Raw genomic sequence first — 17,612 nt, 5'->3', positions numbered from 1 at the left:
AGGACCTCCTTGTTGCTCAGGCGGTCCGAGACTATCCAAAAAATCAAGCAGTGCTTGTCTTTTGGCGCGTCGGCGCGTCGGAAGTAGCCTCTGCGTGGAGTCTCCGCGGGGCCATGTTCGACCGGGGCGCCAAAAGTACACAGTACGTGAAGTTATTTTTCGAGCAAGCCCCGAAAGTACACGGCTCCTTGATTTATATGTGTCGTGATGGCGACACATTCGGGCCTCTCGGCGTTCGGGCCGAGGGCCGATCCACGGACTCGGCCCGACTCTCTGACCTGCGGCGATCCAGGGCCCGTTGGCGCCTCAGAAAAGTACACTGCTGCTTGAGTTTTCCGCGAAATGTGCTCGCCAGGTACACATTCCGGAGCACCAAATGTGTCCTGGGGGACACATGCCCCTCGACAAACCCGCAGGTCAGAGGCTTAAAAACGCCGAGCCCTCTTATTAAAGAGCGCAACTGCGCCGACGGCATCAGCGCACACCCCACCTTGCGCAGCATCGGCTGCGGGATGTGCCGGCTGGTGCTGCATCACCAGCGAAGTGTTCCCCGCGACACACTTCGGTTGCCCAGTGCGATGCTCAACGCAGGCCCGGTTCCCCGCAGGTTTGGCGCTACTTCTACTCCGACGTTCTGGCTGCTCCGAGCCTTCTCCGACCGGTACCACGGAAAGTCAGCCACGACGATGCGGTGCGTCGGACGATCACGCGCGCGTGTGCACAGCAACCTCTTTCCGGTCCTCACCACGTTGCAATGTCTTGTAACCCGACCGAACCCGCCACCCGCCGACGATGGCCAACCACCCCGTCGGGGCACCGGAAGCCCGCCAGGGCTGAGGAGCTGCCGACCCCCGCGCACTTCGAACGGAGGGTGGTTGAACCTAGTGGTTCGGTCATTCCGGACGAGATCAGCCAAAAACCGACCCACAGAACGAGGCCTGGGGCGCCCGATCTCCTACCTCCCCGGGTGATGTGACCTTCCCTCCGCTCAAAGCTCGCCAGCGGGGCACTGACGGCCTCACGGCCCTCGAAAGTTGCTCCTAGCGGTTCGTAACTCGCCCGATCGGAAGAGTTGTGGCTGACGGTTTCATTTGGCCCCTGAGCGTCGTTGTACCCGGCCCGGCTGAGCGTGAGAGTTGGCCCGGGCCGACCGCGGGTGGCGCCCTGCCGATCTGTTCGGCTGCAGCGTCATGGGTTTCTCGTCACTCCACAGCGTGGCCGATGAGTTTGTGGCGCCCGACCAGTCCAAGGTCGTGACACCCCAGGAAAGGACACCGCCATGTCGGAGCTTCTCGTCGACTTCATCACCTCCCTCGACGGCCACGCATCGGGAGAGGGATGGCCCGGCTTCTGGGGCCTCGAGGGCCCCGAGTACCTCACATGGCTCGGCGAGCAGCCCGAGGCCACCTACCTGATGGGAGCGAACACCTACCGCCTCATGTCGGGCTTCGCTGCAGGCCAGGTCCCCAAGGGCCAAGACGAGTTCAGGCCCGAAGAAGAAGCGTCCGTCGACGAGCTCACGCAAGCGTCCAAGGTGGTGTTCTCCTCCTCACTCGAGGAGCCACTGACGTGGGCCAACTCCACGCTCGTCCGCGACGACGCCGTCGAGGCGGTCCGAGCCATGAAGTCGAGTGGCTCGGGGCTCCTCAGCACGATCGGCAGCCTCAGCCTGTGCCGGTCCCTGCTGCGAGCCGGACTGGTCGACCGCTTCCGGGTCGTCATGTTCCCGGTGATCACCGGGGCCACGGGCGAAGAACGCATCTACGACGGCTATCCGGACGTTGCCCTCGAGATGATCGAGCACCGCACCTTCGACGGCCGCATCCAGCTGGTCGAGTACAAGCCCCGCGTGCTCGAGCACCCACCGCTCGCCGTCCCTGCCTGACGTCACCCCCTCCGCCGGTCTGGACCGCCGCCAGGCCAGCGCCGGCGGGTACGGAGCAAGACCCAACAAGGAGCCAGCAGGGCGACGTCAGCCACGGTCATCGCTGAGAAGGGCCGGTTGGGTCACTAGTTCGCTCCGGCCTTCCGGGAGCAGGTCTGGTCGGCGGTGGGCAGCCTGCCGGTGGCCAGGTACCGGTTGACCTTGTTGTCGACGCAGGCGTTCTCGTAGAGGCCGTAGACCGCGTGCCGGTTGGCGTCCTTGAGCGTGAGGAGCTTGGAGCTGGGCAGCAGGCCGTGCAGGGCGACGGCCCCCGTGTGCGTGGTGCGGGGGTCGCCGGTGGCGGACACGATCAGCACCTTGGCGTCGCGCTTGACCTCGGTGGGCTCCTCGCGAGGCCGGTCCCAGAAAGCGCAGGGACCGATGTTGTTCACCAGCGGACCGAGGCGCGGGAACGCGGCACGGCTCCGCTCGATGTCGTGCCAGTAGACCTCGGGGTCGCGCGGGGCGGCTACGTCCCCGCAGATGACCGCGGACTGCACGCTGCCGTGGTGCGACTGCTCGCCGGTCGTCACAAGGCGGAGGATTCCCGCGAACTGCGGTGATAGTTGGGTTGGCTGCCCTGCCGCCGCCCGGTTCAGGACGGACACCTGCTCACCGAGGGCAGCACGGGACGTGTCGGTGTCGCTGTCGAGGCCGGCGACGAGAACGAACGGGACCAGGGTGTCGTCGAGGTGGAAGGTGTCCGGGCCGGTGCCGACGGTGAGCGGGCGGCGCGCGGATTCCTCGATGAGGCGGTCGATCGTGGCGAGGACCTGGTCGCGGGTGCCGCCGACTCCGTAGGTGTGATTGCGGAGGGCGGCCCACTCGGCCCAGTCCGCGAGCGCCTGCTCGTTCTCGCCGACGGCCTCCCGCAGCATCCTGGGGCCGAATTTCCGCGGATCGATGGCGCCGTCCAGGACCATGCGGTCTGTCCGGCCCGGGAACATCTGGGTGTAGACGGTGCCCAGGTAGGTGCCGTACGAGTAGCCGAAGTAGGAGATCTTCCGCTCGCGGAGCGCCCCGCGGATGACGTCCATGTTGCGGGCCGTGTTGCGGGTGCTGATGTGCGGCAGCACGGCGGCGTCGGTGGCACGGCACTTGGCGGCCAGGTCCTTCTGGAGTTCGACCTGGCGCTCGAAGGCCGCCCGGTCGAGACCGCCCGAGGAAAGACTGGTGCCGACGGGCCAGCCGCAGTCCAGCGGGGTGCTGCGGCCGACGAAGCGCGGGTCGAAACCGACGATGTCGTACCGCGGTCCCGTCTCCTTCATCCAGGCGTGGAACTCCGGCGGGGATTCGAGGGCGGTGCCGCCGGGACCGCCGTTGTTGAGCAGGATCGAACCGATGCGGTGGCGGGTGTCGGTGGCTTTCAGCCGGGAAATCGCGACGGTGATCGTACGTCCCCGGGGAGCGGTGTAGTCGAGCGGCACGGTGACGTCCGCGCACTGCACGCCGGCCGCGTCCAGACCACGGCCCACGGTGTCGTCGGGTCCTTCGGCGCAGCTACCCCAGCCCAGCCGCTGGTTGTAGTAGCGGTCGAGTCCGGAGCTGGACTTCGGCGTGCTGGTAACCGCCGTGGCCGTGGCTGGGGCGACCCCGAGGCAGACAGCGAGGGCGAGGCCCACGGCCGCGGTGCGGCGCACGGCTGAGGCGGCGGTCATCACGAGGTCTCCTCGGGGTGGTGGGCGGGGGACGTCGCGGTCGGGGGTGCCAGTCGTATGTGTCTCACCCGTCCGACGCTAGGCGGAACAGCCGACCCCCCTCACTACAGTTGACCTCCCAATTCCCAGGGGGTAACCCCCACCTACGGTCCGCGACTGCGCCGCCGGCACGGGAACACCCGGCTGGTGAAGCAAGGGGCATCGAGGGGTGTATCCGCCAGGCCGAGGCGCCGGTTCTGGGACACGTCCAGCGTGGAGATCTCCACCGCCGGGGGACCCGTCCCCCCGCTCCCCCTGGGTTCCCATAACGGTCGACGGGCACCGTCGGATGTCGCATGTGTGCAGGAAGACGGAAGGTGCTTTCCGTACAACAGGGCCGATAACAGGTCGACATGTTCGGTGTGGCGCTTCACCTTCCGGCCGGAAGGTTAGTAAGGTACCCGCATGACCGCTCCATATGATCCGGAAGTCAGGGAAAAGGTAGTCGCCAAGCTGCCCGCCTCCCTGCGGCAGGAACTCAAGGTCCGCGCCGCCCAGTTGGGCGTGGACATCCAGGACGCCGTCACCGAGGGCATCCACGGCTGGCGTGCCGACGCCTCCGCGGCGACCCCGGTGGACACCTCCGGCGCCGCCTCGTTCTCGACGTACCTCCCCACCGGCCTGTACGGGGACTTCAAGGAGGACTGCCGAGTCCGCGAAGTCCCGTACAACCAGGGCGTCGCCCAGTCCATCAGGCTCTGGCTCGACACCCACCCCTCCCCCGCCGGCCGCCGTCGGTCGTCCAGCGAGGGTGCGCGCCGGATCGTGGTCTGCAACCAGAAGGGTGGCGTGGGCAAGAGCGCCATCAGCAACGGGCTGTCGCAGGCCCTCGCCGAGACCGGTGCCCGTGTCTGCGTCATCGACTTCGACCCGCAGGGCCACCTGACCCGCCACCTGGGTGCGGAGATGCTCGGCATCAAGGAGCCCAGTCTCGCCAAGCACATGCTGGGCGAGATCGAGGGCCGGGTGCGCGAGCTGCTCGTCCCCATCGAGCACGGGGTCTTCGCGGGCCGGCTCTTCCTCCTGCCCTCCTGCAAGGACGCGTTCCTCCTCGACGCCCGCCTGGCCACCACGCGTCACGTACGGACGAAGGAGACCGCGCTGGAGAAGGCGCTGGAGGAGCTGGAGGAGGAGTTCGACTACATCGTCGTCGACTGCCCGCCCAGCCTCGGCTACACCATGGACACCGCGCTCTACTACGCGCGGACCCGCGAGGGCGAGGCGGAGAAGGCCTCCGGCATCATCGTCCCGGTCCAGGCAGAGGACACCTCCGCCGACGCCTACGACATGCTCAGCGAGCAGCTCGAAGACCTCATCGACGACCTCGACATCGAGATCGCCCAGCTCGGCTTCGTGGTCAACCTCTACGACAGCCGCAAGGGCTACGTCGTCACCTCCTCCCTCAACAGCTGGAAGGAGTTCGGCGACCCGCCGGTCATCACGGTCATCGGCGACCTGAAGGAGCAGCGCGAAGCGGTACGTGTCAAGCTGCCCCTGCTGCACTACGCACCCGAGTGCGAGCAGTCCGAGGCCATGCGGGAGATCGCGCGGAGGGTGTCGGCATGAGCAAGAGCGACCTTCTCGGTACGGGCGCCGCCTTCAGCAACGCCCGCCGCACCGGCGGCCGGAGCGAGCGCGGGCGCGCCAAGGCCATAGCGCAGGGCGACGTACCGGCGTACGAGCTCGTCCGGGTCCCCCTCGACCAGGTCTCCCCCACTCCCCTGAACCCGCGCCGCAACTTCGGCACGGACGAGGAGATGACCCGCTTCGGCGAGGAACTGCGCCAGACGCAGCTCTCCGCATGTGTCCTCGTCAGCACGACCGCCTACCTGGGGTTGTGGCCGGACCACGACACACGGATCGGGACGGCCTCGTACGTCCTGATCAACGGCGAGCGCCGGTTCCGCAGCGCGCTGCACGTCGGGCTGGAGTCGCTGGACTTCGTCGTACGGGACGACCTCGCGGTCTCCCGCGCTGACTTCATCGACCACCTGCTCGCCGAGAACCTGGAGCGGGAGGACTTCGACGTCATCGAGCGCGCCCGCGGTGTCCAGCAGCTCGTGGAGACCTGCGCCGAGCAGGGCAAGGAGCACGGTGCGAAGTCGCGTGCGGCCGAGCGGCTGGGCAAGTCGCCGTCCTGGGTGACGAACCAGCTGGTGCTGCTGGAACTCCCGGAAGAGATCCAGGCGATGCTGAGCGCGGGGGAGATGCCCGAGCGCGACGGACGCGTACTGGCACGCGCCGCGAAGGACCGCCCGGACGCTGGCGCGGCCGACCTGCTGGGCCTCCTCCGGGAGACCAAGGAACAGGAAGTCCAGGTCAAGGCGGCCCAGCGGGAGATCCTGCGCGAGGCCCAGGAGACGACGACGGAGCTGGCAACCACTGAGCAGGCCCCGACCGGCGGAGCCACTGGCAGCCTCCCGGCGCACTCCGAGCCGGAGGCCGGACCGGCCCGACTTTTGTCCGCGGACAAAAGTCCGCAGCCGACGACGGAGGCTCCGGAACAGACCCCGGTCCCCGACCGACCTTTGTCCGCGGACAAAAGTCGGGCCCCCGAGAGCCAGCCGTCGCCGGTCGCGGAGCCGGTCCAGCCGCGCGAACCGGAGGGCGTCATCCCGCCCCAAGCCAGGGGAACGGACGCGGACACGGACGCGGCCCTGTGGCAGGACCCGGCCGCCGTCTACGACGCGATCCAGGCGAACATGTCGCCGAAGCACCGCGAGGAACTGGCCATGCTCCTCATCGAGAACAACTGAGGGAGCCGGCACCAGCTGACTCCGCTCAACGGGGCCCTACTGCGCATTGGCGGTAGGGCCCGACTTTTGTCCGCGGACAAAAGTCGGGCCCCTGATCGTCTATGTCCTGGCTCATCCAACCTTCGGTGAGACGGGACAGGCGTCTACTCAGCGAACCCAGTCGCTTGGCTGGCGCCGCCCCTCGTGCAGGCGTCCGACTGTTCGCGGCGCAGGTGCTCGGAGCGGGACTGGAGGATGTCCACGGCCTCGTGGATCGAGCAGCCGAGCTGGTCTCGGAACATCTTGATGGCCTTGATGGTCATGCCGTTGAGAATCTCGTTGTCCGCGAAGGAAAGCGGGCCGGCCGTCCAGGGGGCGGACGCGGGATCTCCACCGGGCCAGTCGATGTCGGTCAGGGTCACGAGCAGGCGGCCGTCCGAGAGCGCCACCGCCACGTCCATGCCGCGGGCCGCCTTCTCCGTGAAGTCAACGGGTGCAGTGTGGTCCAGGAGGAAGACGAAGTGCTGGGCTTTGCGCTGCCGCCACTCATCGAGCTCGCCGTCGCCGTCCAGGCGCAGGTTGGAGTTCCAGGCTGCCTGGGCGAGAACCGATACGAACAGCCCGAGGAAATCCGACTTCAGCAGGTCGTCCGCGTGCTCGATCAGGATCGCGAGGTCCTGGTTCCCGTGGCCGGGACCGTGCCAGTCGTGAAGGCAGTCCACAAGGGCGTCCCAGTTGTGGCCGAAGTAGCCGAGGAACGACAGCTCCTGGGCGAAGGTGCGGAAGACGGACGCCGGATCCCGCATTTCCCGACCGTCCAGCCGCAGGACCAGACCGTTTCGCTGCACGAGCGCGGCCGTTTCCGACGCCAGCCATGGGTCGGCCGGGGAGGTGAACACGACCCATGGAGAGCAGCGTTCCGTCAGAGTGGGCTTGGTCATCATGGGCGAGATCCTTGCACGGCACTTGCTCAGAGCCCGAGTGATTAACGAAGGCCAGATCGTTCTCAGTGAACATAGTCCGCCCAGTTCAGCAGGCCATTGATGACTATCTTCAATGAGAACGGACAGGGCTCAATCGAAAGTGAGGGATGGGCTATCTCTGCTCGTGCAAGCCCGGCGCCTGCCACGTGTGCGCTGGGAGGGACTCCGCCAAGGTCGAGAAGAAGCGTTGGTCGCGCCACGCCTCCAGGTTCCCGATGACGAAGAGGCGGCGTTTGGCGCGGCTGACCGCGACGTTGAGGAGGTTCGGGGCACTCGCCGCCCAGGCGCGGGCGCCCGGGCGGCCGGGGTCGGTGCCCAGGATCAGGATGACGACGTCGGACTCCTTGCCCTGTGTCGTGTGGACCGTACCCACCCGCTCGGCCGGCATCAGGTCGCGGCACACCCCCTTCGCACCGGCCACGACCTGGCGGAAGGGGCTGATCACGAACACGTCCCGGGCCAGGTCGACGCCACCGTCGTCGCGCAGCCGCTCCAGCACGCGCCGCAGCGCCCGCCCCTCCTCCGGGATCCAGTGTCCGTCTGCTTCCGCGCCGGTCACGTTCACCCAGCTGCTCGTCGGCCGGTAGATGTACGGATCGCGTTCCGCCGTCCCCTGGACCATCAGGCCGTCGTAGGCGACGGCGTTGCTGATGGAGAACATCGGGTCGTCGCACCGCCGGTGCACGCGCAGCGGTGAACCGACCCACACCTCGTGGCTGCCGTCCGGCAGTTCGGCCGGCAGCAGGGTGCCGTAGTGGTTCGCGCGGTCGGCGAGCTGCTGCACCGAGGTGCGGCCGGGTGCCCATTCCTCGGCGGCGCCGAAGTCGTCGCGTAGGGCCCGCTGCGCGGTCCACGGCAGGACCACGACCGGCTCCAGCTGCAGCGGGTCGCCGACCACCACGGTGCGCCTGGCCCGCCACATGCCGCCGACCGCCATTTGCGGCGTCGCCTGACCGGCCTCGTCGACGAACAGCCAGCCCAGGGCCTCCGGTCCGAGCCGTCCGAAGACCCGGTCGAGCGAGGCGAACGTCGTCGAGACGACCGGGACCACGAGGAACACGCTCTGCCACGCAGCCCGCAGGTGCGCCTCGGGCACCGTCTTCGGCACCGCTCCGGCGACCGCGTCCATGCCGGCCATCAGGTTGGCGTACATGGTGCGGGCCGTGCACCGAAGGAAGGCCTGGTGGAGGTGAAGGGCAGCGAGGAACAGCTCGGTGCGGGCCGCGGTGATTTCCGGGTCGGACCAGGGGGCCGCGAGCTCGCGCGCCGCATCCTCGTCCGTGAGCCACGCGTCCTGCGGTACGGACTTGCCCCAGCGCCCGCGGGCCGCCGCGACGGTCTCCTCCGCCCGGGCGACACGGGTACGCTCCGCCTCCCATGCCTCCTCACGGGCGCGCAGCCGAGCCGCCGCTGTGCCCACGGCGCCCCGTACGCCGTCCCGCTCGGCCTGCGCCGCATCACGTGCCCGGCGTGCGTCGGCAACCAGGTCCGCCGCGCCGGCTTCCTCCGCGTGCCAGGTGCGTGCCGCCCGGCCCAGGGTGAAGAGGCTGACCGTGAACCCCGGGCGGCGGGCCAGGTGCGCCTGATGCGCCTGCTCGGCCCGGGCCAGGGCCTGTTCGGCGCCGGCCAGCGCATCCTCGGCAGGCGGCAGGGTTGCCCGTACGCGGGCAAGCTCCACCTCGTGCTGCGGTACGGCGAGCTGCGCCCTGAGTAGGGCCTCGTAGGCGGTGGCGAGCCCGTCGTAGGCCTCGGCAGCGACGGTCCGTTCGGCGCGCAGCCGCTCCACCTCCGACAACGCTGCCTCGAACCGCTGCTTGCCCTCGCGCCACACGCCCGTCTGCGGGGTGTCCCGCCACTGGCGCAGGAGGTGGGAGAGGCCGCTGCCGCTGTCGATCCAGGCGTTGCGGGGGCGACGGCTCCGGCCGTCCGGTTGCGGGGGAACGGGTGGCGGGGGAGGAGCTTCGGTGTCGGTCTGGCGGTACTTGCCGTGCCAGAAGCGGTTGACGAATTCCAGGCGGTTCTTCTTGCTGCCCAGGCGGGCCGCCACCGCGCCCCACGCGGGCTCACCTTTGAGGAGGCGGGTCGCCTGCTCGGCGAAGTAGTCGGCGTCGTCCCGCCACTGCTCGCCCAGGGCCTCGCGGGCCGGGATCTCGGTGGAGATGTTCTCCACGGCCCCATTGTTGGCGGAGGCGACGACCATCTCGAAGCCGGTGAACTCCGGGCGCAGCGGGGTGACCGTACGGGTGTAGTCGCCGCTCTTCCACACGTACGGAGCCTGCTCCGCGAAGGCCTGCGACGGCAGGCGCAGCGCGGCGAGGCGGCGGGCCCGCTCGACGACGGCCGCGGCGAAGCTGTCGCGCAGCATGGTGGTCTTGCCGGTGCCGGGCGGGCCGTTGACCGCGAAGATCCCGGCGCCCGGGGCCAGCTCAGCGTGGATGGCGTTGACGGCGAACTGCTGGCTCAGCGCGAGCGCGTGCGCAGGGTCCGCCGGCCAGCGGCCGAGCGGGGTACGGGTGGGGACGACGCCGGCGAGCGCGACGCCTGGATTGCGGCGCAGATCGATGCGGCGGGTCTTGTCGAAGGCGGCGCCGGGGGTGAGGTACGCGGCGAGTCCCGGGCCGGGATCGCGCGAGGCGAGCTCACGGGCGACGAGGTCGAGGTCGGCGGCGATGAAGCTGTTGAGGAAGTCCTGCTGGTCGGCGGCATCGGCCGCGCGGTCCAGCCGTACGGGGACGCTGCGGACGCGTACCCCGGCGGGGTTCAGCGGAACGGCGACGCCCCAGGCTTCGGCCAGCTCATCGGTGAACCCCACGAGGTGCCCGGCCGTGATGACGCCGGACCCGATGGGGGCAGCGTCCTCGCCCTCGCTCTCCACAGGTGCGGAAGCGGACTCACCGAGCGCGGACGCCCGGGCAACCCAGGCGTCGGCCTCCTCCTCGAACCCGTCGAGCCAGCCACGGCTGCCGGGACCGGGGGACACGGCCCGCCCGGTGGCCCAGGCGCACGAGGAGAAGGCGGGGGAGTCCAGCAGCAGCCGGCCCTCGTCGGTGACGGTCAGCGCGAACAGCGCGCTCTCACCGTTCATCCGGCCGTCGTGGTCCTCGCCGCTCTCCCCGAAGACGTGCAGGAGGGTGTCCCGTACGGCGGCGAGCGCATAGGCACCGCCGTAGACGACGTGCTGCCAGCCGTACCCGGGCTCGACCGGGACGGACCGCAGCGGATGCCCGGCCTCCCAGGGCATGGGCCGGTCCGGCTCGGCCGCGTAGACGCGATCCCGGACGGACAGGGCGGGCACCTTCTGCGGGCTGAACAACTCGACCGCCCGCCAGTACCCGACGACCCCGCTCCGCCGCCGACGCTCGTCCCCCAGCCGCGTCACGCCCGCTCCCGTCGTCGGTGATCACTACTGCGCACCCTACGGGGATCATGACGGTGGGTCAGGCGGTTGGCCGGTCCCGGGCTGACTGTGGGGGCCTGGGTTGTGCCGGGTGCCGGTGCCGGGCTCCCACTTGCACGCTGCCATGCCCGAAAGGCGGGCCATGCCTCTGTTGCCGGATCGAGCGAAAGTGCCCGGGGGGTGCGGCCTGCCGCGTAGAGTCGCAGGTCAGCAAGTCTGCTTTCCTCGTCCGCGGAATGAACCAGGGCGGGTCTGCGGCTTCAAGCAAGGCTGTCCGCCTGTTCCCGCGCATGCGGGGATGACCCCCACTGGTCGGCCTGGTCCACCTCCGAGGACGCTTGCTCCCCGCGCACGCGGGGATGACCCCAGCCGCGTGCCGAGCGAACCCGTCCCCTTCTCCCTACTCCCCGCGCCGCCCGTGGGGATGACCCCCGGATGGCCGGCCTCTCCGGGCACGGCGAACGCTGCTTCCCGCGTACGCGGGGATGACCCCGTCCAGCAGACCCAGACCGCGTATCCCGATGTCTGCTCCCCGCATACGTGGGGATGACCCCAACTTTCAAAAGCGCCGCGCGATCCAGCGCCTCCGCTCCCCGCACACGCGGGGATGATCCGTAGCCGAGGGCCATACCCACTGCCAGGGTCGTCTGTTCCCTCGCCCCCGCGGGGATGATCCCGACGTGGCTCCGGCTGGTCCGATCTTCCTGGAGTGCCCCGCTGTACGCGCGGGGATGGACCCATCGACGGCGCGCCGATCCTGTACCCGATGACCGTCCCGCTGCTGCGGAAATGCTCCGGTGTCCCGCCGGGATCTGCCTGGTGGCCAGTGTCTGCTTCCCGCCTACGCGGGGATGACCCCAACGCCTGGACCTACGCGGTGACACCGCTCGACTTGCTCCCCGCGCACGCAGGGATGAACCGCTCACCGGGTTGCACTGCTGACCGAAGGAGCCCGCTCCCCGCAACCGTGCGGGGATGACCCCGAGCCTGAGATGGCGAGTCTCTCCGTCAGTACGGGCCCCCGCCCGCGGGGACATACCGTGAGCCAGCTCCCCTGTACTCCCTTTGTGGAGCAAATCCCATTACGGCGTCGCAAGTTGAGATTTCCGGAACCGCCCCCCCGGCCCCCGTCCCACTGCTAGCGTCCTGCCTCATTCCACCAGGCAACCGTTAAGAGCAGAGAGCGGACGATGCAATTTGGCTGATTCACGCACCCCGCCCGCCGGGGCGATACGCCCGCGCTGGGATCCGCGGCGGCAGCCGTGCGTACCGGTCCTGACCCTCGACGACAGGCTCGTCGAGCTCAGCCTCGTCGACGTGCTCCACGATGCCGACGGCCTGTGCGGCGTGGAAGGGGACACGCCGGGGGAGAAGGTCGCCGTCATCGAGTTCCTGCTGGCCATCTGCTTCGCCTCCGGTACCTACCCGGCGTCCGCCGCAGAGTGGCCGGCCTGGGTCGACGCGAAGGACGGGCTCCGGCCCGCCGCCGAGTGGCTGGCCGGGCGGCCCGAGGACGAGGTGTGGGACCTGTTCCACCCCACCGAGCCGCTCGGGCAGAACTCCCTCCTCGCCCCCTTCCTCGATCAGCGAGGCGCCGGGCCGGCACAGCTGGTGATCGAGCGGGTCGGCGACTACAACCAGTTCTTCGACCACCATCACCTCGACCACCCCGACCCCTTACCCGTCGCCCGCGCCTTCCGCGCGATGCTCACGCAGCACGTGTACGGGCCTGCGGGCCGGGCCCGCATCTCCGGCAAGGAGACGCTCGGCCCCACCATCACCAACCTCGCCGCCACCCGCCTCGGGACCCGGATCCGCGTCATCGCGCTCGGCGAGACCCTCGGCGAGACCCTCCGCCTGAACCTGGCGCCCGTCTCCGGGCCGCCCGGCGAACTGAACCGCTCCTGGACCATCGGAAAAGAGCGCCGCGGCTTCACGACGAAGCCCCAGGCCCGCCCGGTCGGCGGCCCCGCGGACCTGCACAGCTACCTCGGCCGGTCGATCCTGCTCCGCCCCACACCTGAGGGGGACGCCGTGGACCGGGTACTCCTCGGCGCCGGCGAACTGCTCGCCCTGACGGACGAGCACCTCCAGGACGCGGTACTCGCTACGAAGGCGGACGGCACGACCAAACCCCTCTGGGCCTCGGCGACCCGCGCCGTGTGGCGTGACGCGCACTCCCTCTACGCCGCCGTGAACGAGGCCCGCTCATCCGGCGGCGCGAACGACGGCAAGACCCTGTACCGGCGGCTCGCGCTCTTCCCGCCGGAGGACGTCGCCCCCGAGCCCGGCCAGCAGCCCGCCCGCCGCGTAGAGCTGTGGACGGTTGGACTCGTGGCGAAGCAGACCACGGCCATCACCTGGGTAGACGGGACGTTCCCTTTCGCCCCGGGCCTGGAGGCGCGGCTCTACCACGCCTCCTCCCGCGGTTCGGAGATCGCCGAGTACGTGGCCTCCGCCCTGAGCAGAGCGGCTTACACGGCCTGGACCGTCGTCTATCCGAACCCCAAGCCGGCCGACAAGAGCGGTCAGATCGCGCGCTTCGACGCGCGCGGCATGCACTGGGCGGCGACGCGGGAACCGTTCGACCTGCTGATGGACGAGGTCACCATCGGCGAGCTCGTCCAGGAGTGCCTGCTCGACTACGCCGCCACGGTGGCCGCCTCCGCCCGCGGCTTCCTCACCGCACGCCTCGACTCGCTGCCGAGGAACCGGCAGGGCGCCAAGGCGCAAGCCGCGGCGCTGAAGCGGTTCGACGACGAGCTGGCCTCGCCGAAGGCGCCGGCCGAAATCCGAGGGGAGAGGGCATGACCACCCGAGCCGAGCCCAAGTCCGGGCCCGAGAGCAGTAAGACGAGTGAGAGCAGCGCCGCGTTGACGGCCTGGCTCGCCAGCCTCGTGCACAACCGCAACTACGGGAGCCTCGCCGACCTCCGGCGCCCCCGGGTCCGCAAGGAACCGCACTTCCGGGCCATCTGGTACAGCCCCGGCGAGGAGCAGGAGGAGATCTACGAGCAGGTCGCCTTCCTCTTCGCCGTCTACCACCAAGGCAGGTCCGCGCCCGCCTACGGCTACGGGAGCCTCGGAGAGGCCGCCCGCCGGATCGGCAGCGGCGACAAGCAGGGCCCGGAGGACCCCGGTGCGGCCCGCCTCGTCGACCGGATCGTCTCCAGCCGCCGCATCCCCTGGCGCCACCTCCAGCACACCGTCGCCCGGCTGCGCGCTTGCGGAGCGAAGCCGCCCTCCTGGGCCCGGCTCGCCGACGACCTGAGCCAGTGGAACGACCGCAAGGCCCGCATCTCCTACGAGTGGGCCGTGGACTTCCACAACTCCCGCTCCCGGTCCGCCGGTGCTCACACCGCCGGCCCGGTCGCCGACCCGACCCAGAAGGGCACCACCACGTGACCAGCAACGCCTCCTCCACCGGTCGCCAGTTCCTCTCCCTGCACCTCCTGGAGACCCTGGTCGCCGTGCTGCCCGTACGCGACGAGAATGGCTCGCCCAAGTCCATCGTCTACGGCGGCACCGAGCGGCACATGATCACGAGCCAGGCGCGCCGCCGCGCAGAACGGGTCCACACCCGAGACCGCGCCAACAAGGGCATCGGCGCCCTGGCCGGCCGGACCACCGCCACCCGTACCCGCGAGTGGGCACTGATCACCAGCCGGGCCCTGGCCTCCGCGCACGGATGGGACCCGGACGAGGCCATCCGTACGGCCCGTGCCGTCATCGAGGCCACCGGGCTGAAGTTCGGCGACCTGGGCAAGAAGACCGTCGCGAACCTGACCAAGGTGCTCCTCTTCGCCCCCTCCGACGCCGGTACGCGCATCGCCGCCCACATCCACGAGCAGGCCGGGGAACTGCGGCCCTGGACGGCGGAGTACCTGGCGGCGCAGGCAGCAGCCGCGCCCAAGCCCAGGAAGGGCGGCCGCAAGACCGCAGCCCAGGAATCGGCGCTCGAAGCGGACGAGGCCGCGGAGGCGGCAGAAGGCGCGGCTGCCCCGGCCGACGCCAAGCTGCCCCCGCTGCCGGCGGCGACCCGCGCCGCGGTCCTCACGGCCCTCGCCCCGCGCGATGCCATCGACATCGCCCTGTACGGCCGCTTCCTCGCCGAGATCGCCGACTCCCCGAACGTGGACGGTGCGGTCCAGAGCAGCCATGCCTTCACCGTCCACGAGGCCGAGCAGGTCGACGACTTCTACGCCGCTGCCGACGACGCGAAGCTCGACCGCAAGAAGAACGCCCTGGACTTCCTCGACATCGCCGACGACTCCGGCGCCGGCATGACCGGCTACCAGTCCCTGATCACCGGCACGTTCTACCGGCACGCGGTACTCGACCGCGTGAAGCTCCGTACGAACCTGCGGGCCGCCGGCATGACGGTCGAGGAGGCCGAGGAGGCGTCGGTCGCGGCCGAGGAGGAGTTCGTCACCGCCTTCGTCGACGCGTTCCCCGAGGCGAAGAAGAACTCGACCGCCTCCACCGGCTCGCTGCCCGCCCTCGTCCTCGCCTTCGAGGGCGAACGCCCGTACAACTACGCGGCAGCCTTCCAGGCCCCCATCGACGAGAACCCCCTGGACAAGGGCGGCGAGGGACCGGCCGGGCCGGCCGCGGTCAAGCGGCTGCTGAAGCACCACGCCTTCGTCAGCACGCGCCGCCCCGACATCGCCGCGGGCCGCGTCCTCACCTACGACCCCCAGATCGACGAGCTCCTGGGCACACTGAAATCCCCCGGCGCGGAGCCCGTCACCTCCGCCAAGGGGCTGACGGCGTGACGCACGTCCTACTCGTACGGCTCGCCGCCCCCCTGCAGTCCTGGGGGGCGGTGTCCCGCTTCGCCGCCCACCGCGACACCCACAGCCGGCCCACCAAGTCGGCGGTGATCGGCCTGTGCGCGGCGGCCCTCGGCCGGGACCGCAAGGACCCGGTGGACGACCTCGCCGGGCTCGTCTTCGGCGTGCGCGCCGACCACCCGGGGATCCCGGTACGCGACTACCACTCCGTCGGCGCGGGGAAGTACCCGCTGCGTCCGCGGGACGTCATCACCGACCACCGGCGGGCCGCAGCGGTGGCCAAGAGCATGGAGACCGCCGAAGGGCCCGACTTCGGCCACCATGAACTGGCCGGGTGGTACGGGGCGCCGAAGAAGATCGCCGCCGATCCTGTCTCCGGTGTGCTGGTCTCGGGGGAGCTCTCCCGTACGGCGCTGATCACGGAGCGCTGGTACCTGTCGGACGCGGCCTTCGTCGTGGGGCTCCAGTACGAGGACCGGGCTCTGCTGGAGGAGATCGCGTACGCCCTGGAGCACCCGAAGCAACTGCTCTGGCTCGGCCGGAAGTCCTGCCCGCCCTCCGGCACGCTGGCCGCCGGCATCCTGCCCGGCACGCTCGCCGAGGCCTTCGCGGCCAAGCGGCTGCTGCCGGGCCCGGAGGGCCCCGACACTTCTGGCCGGCGGCCTTGGGCCTGGCTCCAGGCGGCCTCGGGTGCGCGGGGGGCTTCGCAGGTCAACGACCAGCCCGTCAGCTTCGACCCGGCCCGCCGGGCCCATGCCACGCGCTGGGAGACCCGTACGCGCGTCACCATCGCTCCGAACGCCACCGAATGGGACATCATCCCTTGAACACCGCACACTCCGGGACGCGTGCCGCCACGACGGCGCGCTTCGTCGCCACCCACTCCGTCCTGTCCCTCAACGCCCGTCACCCGCTCGTCGCCAAGTCGCTGGTCGACGCCCAGGAGATGCACCGCACCGTGATGAGCGGATTCCGCGGCTGGGTCGAGGACGGCGACCCCGACGCCCGTTCCCAGATGGGCGTCCTGTCGACCTGGTCGGTGGACCTGAAGGCGGCGGCGCTCGTGCTGGTCGTGCAGTCCAGGATCCCGGGGGACTGGGCCCGGATACCACGAGCGGCCTTCACCACGGCGCCGCACATCATCACGGTGGACCGCACCTTCAAGGCGGGCGAGGTCGTGGGCTTCCGTACGGTGGTCAACCCGACCCACAGCCGGCCCCCGGCCAACCCCACGGGGGAGAAGACCCGCGGTGCGCGAACCGCGCACACCACACCGGAACACGTGAAGCGCTGGTTCGTACGCCGCCTCCAGGCCGACGGCGACCCGGCGACGGCGGAGGACGGGGTGGTCCGCATCGGAGCCACCGCCGACCCGGACAGCCTCGGCATCCGCATGCTGCCGACCCTCTCCAGCGCCCACCGCCGCAAGCCGGTCCGCATCGGCCGCGCCGAGATCCGCGGCTCCCTGACGGTCACCGACCCGGAAACCCTGGCCGCAGCCCTCTCCAACGGCCTCGGGCACGCCCGCGCGTACAGCTGCGGGCTGATTCTGACCCGTTGAGGGAGACGCCTTCCGGGGGCCGACTTTTGTCCGCGGACAAAAGTCGGCCCCCGGAAAAGGGTTGAAATGGGGCCAGAAGGCTGCTGTTGCCCCATGGGAACATCCCCGCGCACGCAGGGCCTTGACTGGGTCTGCTCGTAACGAGAGCCATCCCCGCGATCGCGGGGGGAGTACTGCGGATCAGAGGTTAACTCCCGCCGGAGCGGGAGACCAGCACGCGCCACCATGACCGAGATCCAGCCAACTCGGCGGACACGGTTCTTCGAGCGGAGTCACTTCCGCCCGTCCCGCCGCATCAGGATCGTCAGCGTCGCGCGGGCGTCGCGGCGGCGCTGGGGGTTGCGGGAGAGCACGGAGGACGCGGCCACCGTGACGACGGCGCTGGTGAAGGCGAGGCCGGTGGCCGCGGTCAGGGTGGCGGCGTCCTGGAACACGGACTGCAGGGCGGACAGCAGAACGGACATGGGGGATTCCTTCGGCTCGTGCCCGGCAGGTCCTCTGCCCGGCGTGGTTCCACAGGTAT

12 protein-coding genes are annotated in these 17,612 nt (G+C 70.2%); 8 read left to right on the top strand and 4 right to left on the bottom strand.

The features are described 5' to 3' along the window. The first annotated feature begins 1,279 nt into the window (after window positions 1-1,279). Complete coding sequence (locus AC3IX6_RS39770) at window positions 1,280-1,885, top strand: dihydrofolate reductase family protein (protein ID WP_489371770.1); 606 nt, start codon at window positions 1,280-1,282, stop codon at window positions 1,883-1,885. A gap of 125 nt (window positions 1,886-2,010) precedes the next feature. Here AC3IX6_RS39770 and AC3IX6_RS39765 read toward each other — a convergent pair whose 3' ends face one another. Continuing rightward, a complete protein-coding gene (locus AC3IX6_RS39765) occupies window positions 2,011-3,582 on the bottom strand; it encodes an alpha/beta fold hydrolase (protein WP_489371769.1) in 1,572 nt (523 codons plus the stop codon). Window positions 3,583-4,026: 444 nt separating this feature from the next. Between AC3IX6_RS39765 and AC3IX6_RS39760 the strand changes: the two genes are divergently transcribed. Then, complete coding sequence (locus AC3IX6_RS39760; protein WP_489371768.1) at window positions 4,027-5,187, top strand: ParA family protein; 1,161 nt, start codon at window positions 4,027-4,029, stop codon at window positions 5,185-5,187. Further along, entirely contained in the window at window positions 5,184-6,377 is a 1,194-nt protein-coding gene (locus AC3IX6_RS39755; RefSeq protein WP_489371767.1) for a ParB/RepB/Spo0J family partition protein, read from the top strand. The genes AC3IX6_RS39760 and AC3IX6_RS39755 overlap by 4 nt, the downstream gene beginning before the upstream one ends. 143 nt (window positions 6,378-6,520) lie before the next feature. On the opposite strand, the gene AC3IX6_RS39750 is transcribed toward AC3IX6_RS39755, so the two are convergent. Both AC3IX6_RS39750 and AC3IX6_RS39745 read right to left on the bottom strand, forming a co-directional pair. Next, complete coding sequence (locus tag AC3IX6_RS39750) at window positions 6,521-7,297, bottom strand: barstar family protein (RefSeq protein ID WP_489371766.1); 777 nt, start codon at window positions 7,295-7,297, stop codon at window positions 6,521-6,523. Window positions 7,298-7,451: 154 nt separating this feature from the next. Continuing rightward, window positions 7,452-10,718 (bottom strand): DEAD/DEAH box helicase, encoded by a 3,267-nt coding sequence (locus AC3IX6_RS39745; RefSeq protein ID WP_489371765.1) that lies wholly within the window; start codon window positions 10,716-10,718, stop codon window positions 7,452-7,454. Window positions 10,719-11,933: 1,215 nt separating this feature from the next. On the opposite strand from AC3IX6_RS39745, the gene AC3IX6_RS39740 reads away from it, so the two are divergent. From AC3IX6_RS39740 to AC3IX6_RS39720, 5 genes are read left to right on the top strand one after another with little or no spacing between them, the layout of a single operon-like run. Next, entirely contained in the window at window positions 11,934-13,547 is a 1,614-nt protein-coding gene (locus tag AC3IX6_RS39740; RefSeq protein ID WP_489371764.1) for a type I-E CRISPR-associated protein Cse1/CasA, read from the top strand. Next, window positions 13,544-14,140, top strand: coding sequence for a type I-E CRISPR-associated protein Cse2/CasB (casB, locus tag AC3IX6_RS39735; protein ID WP_489371763.1), 597 nt, complete (start codon window positions 13,544-13,546; stop codon window positions 14,138-14,140). Before AC3IX6_RS39740 ends, casB begins: the two co-directional genes overlap by 4 nt. Continuing rightward, window positions 14,137-15,510 carry a type I-E CRISPR-associated protein Cas7/Cse4/CasC gene (locus AC3IX6_RS39730; protein ID WP_489371762.1) on the top strand — a complete coding sequence of 458 codons (1,374 nt, stop codon included), beginning with the start codon at window positions 14,137-14,139 and terminating at the stop codon, window positions 15,508-15,510. Before casB ends, AC3IX6_RS39730 begins: the two co-directional genes overlap by 4 nt. Further along, window positions 15,507-16,355 (top strand): type I-E CRISPR-associated protein Cas5/CasD, encoded by an 849-nt coding sequence (gene cas5e / locus AC3IX6_RS39725; RefSeq protein WP_489371761.1) that lies wholly within the window; start codon window positions 15,507-15,509, stop codon window positions 16,353-16,355. The genes AC3IX6_RS39730 and cas5e overlap by 4 nt, the downstream gene beginning before the upstream one ends. After that, window positions 16,337-17,089 (top strand): type I-E CRISPR-associated protein Cas6/Cse3/CasE, encoded by a 753-nt coding sequence (locus AC3IX6_RS39720; protein ID WP_489371760.1) that lies wholly within the window; start codon window positions 16,337-16,339, stop codon window positions 17,087-17,089. Before cas5e ends, AC3IX6_RS39720 begins: the two co-directional genes overlap by 19 nt. A 272-nt stretch (window positions 17,090-17,361) precedes the next feature. Here the strand turns inward: AC3IX6_RS39720 and AC3IX6_RS39715 are convergent, their stop codons facing one another. Next, window positions 17,362-17,553 (bottom strand): hypothetical protein, encoded by a 192-nt coding sequence (locus AC3IX6_RS39715; protein ID WP_489371759.1) that lies wholly within the window; start codon window positions 17,551-17,553, stop codon window positions 17,362-17,364. Window positions 17,554-17,612: the final 59 nt, after the last annotated feature.

The sequence above is a fragment of the Streptomyces sp. GL_141 genome (assembly GCF_057834385.1).
This window is presented reverse-complemented; position numbering and strand designations above follow the sequence as displayed.

Excerpts from the sequence above, each read along its gene's own strand:
- AC3IX6_RS39760 (WP_489371768.1), top strand. The coding sequence starts at position 4,027 with ATGACCGCTCCATATGATCCGGAAGTCAGGGAAAAGGTAGTCGCCAAG.
- AC3IX6_RS39755 (WP_489371767.1), top strand. The coding sequence starts at position 5,184 with ATGAGCAAGAGCGACCTTCTCGGTACGGGCGCCGCCTTCAGCAACGCC.
- AC3IX6_RS39720 (WP_489371760.1), top strand. The coding sequence starts at position 16,337 with ATGGGACATCATCCCTTGAACACCGCACACTCCGGGACGCGTGCCGCC.
- AC3IX6_RS39750 (WP_489371766.1), bottom strand. The coding sequence starts at position 7,297 with ATGACCAAGCCCACTCTGACGGAACGCTGCTCTCCATGGGTCGTGTTC.
- AC3IX6_RS39770 (WP_489371770.1), top strand. The coding sequence starts at position 1,280 with ATGTCGGAGCTTCTCGTCGACTTCATCACCTCCCTCGACGGCCACGCA.
- casB (WP_489371763.1), top strand. The coding sequence starts at position 13,544 with ATGACCACCCGAGCCGAGCCCAAGTCCGGGCCCGAGAGCAGTAAGACG.
- AC3IX6_RS39715 (WP_489371759.1), bottom strand. The coding sequence starts at position 17,553 with ATGTCCGTTCTGCTGTCCGCCCTGCAGTCCGTGTTCCAGGACGCCGCC.
- AC3IX6_RS39765 (WP_489371769.1), bottom strand. The coding sequence starts at position 3,582 with ATGACCGCCGCCTCAGCCGTGCGCCGCACCGCGGCCGTGGGCCTCGCC.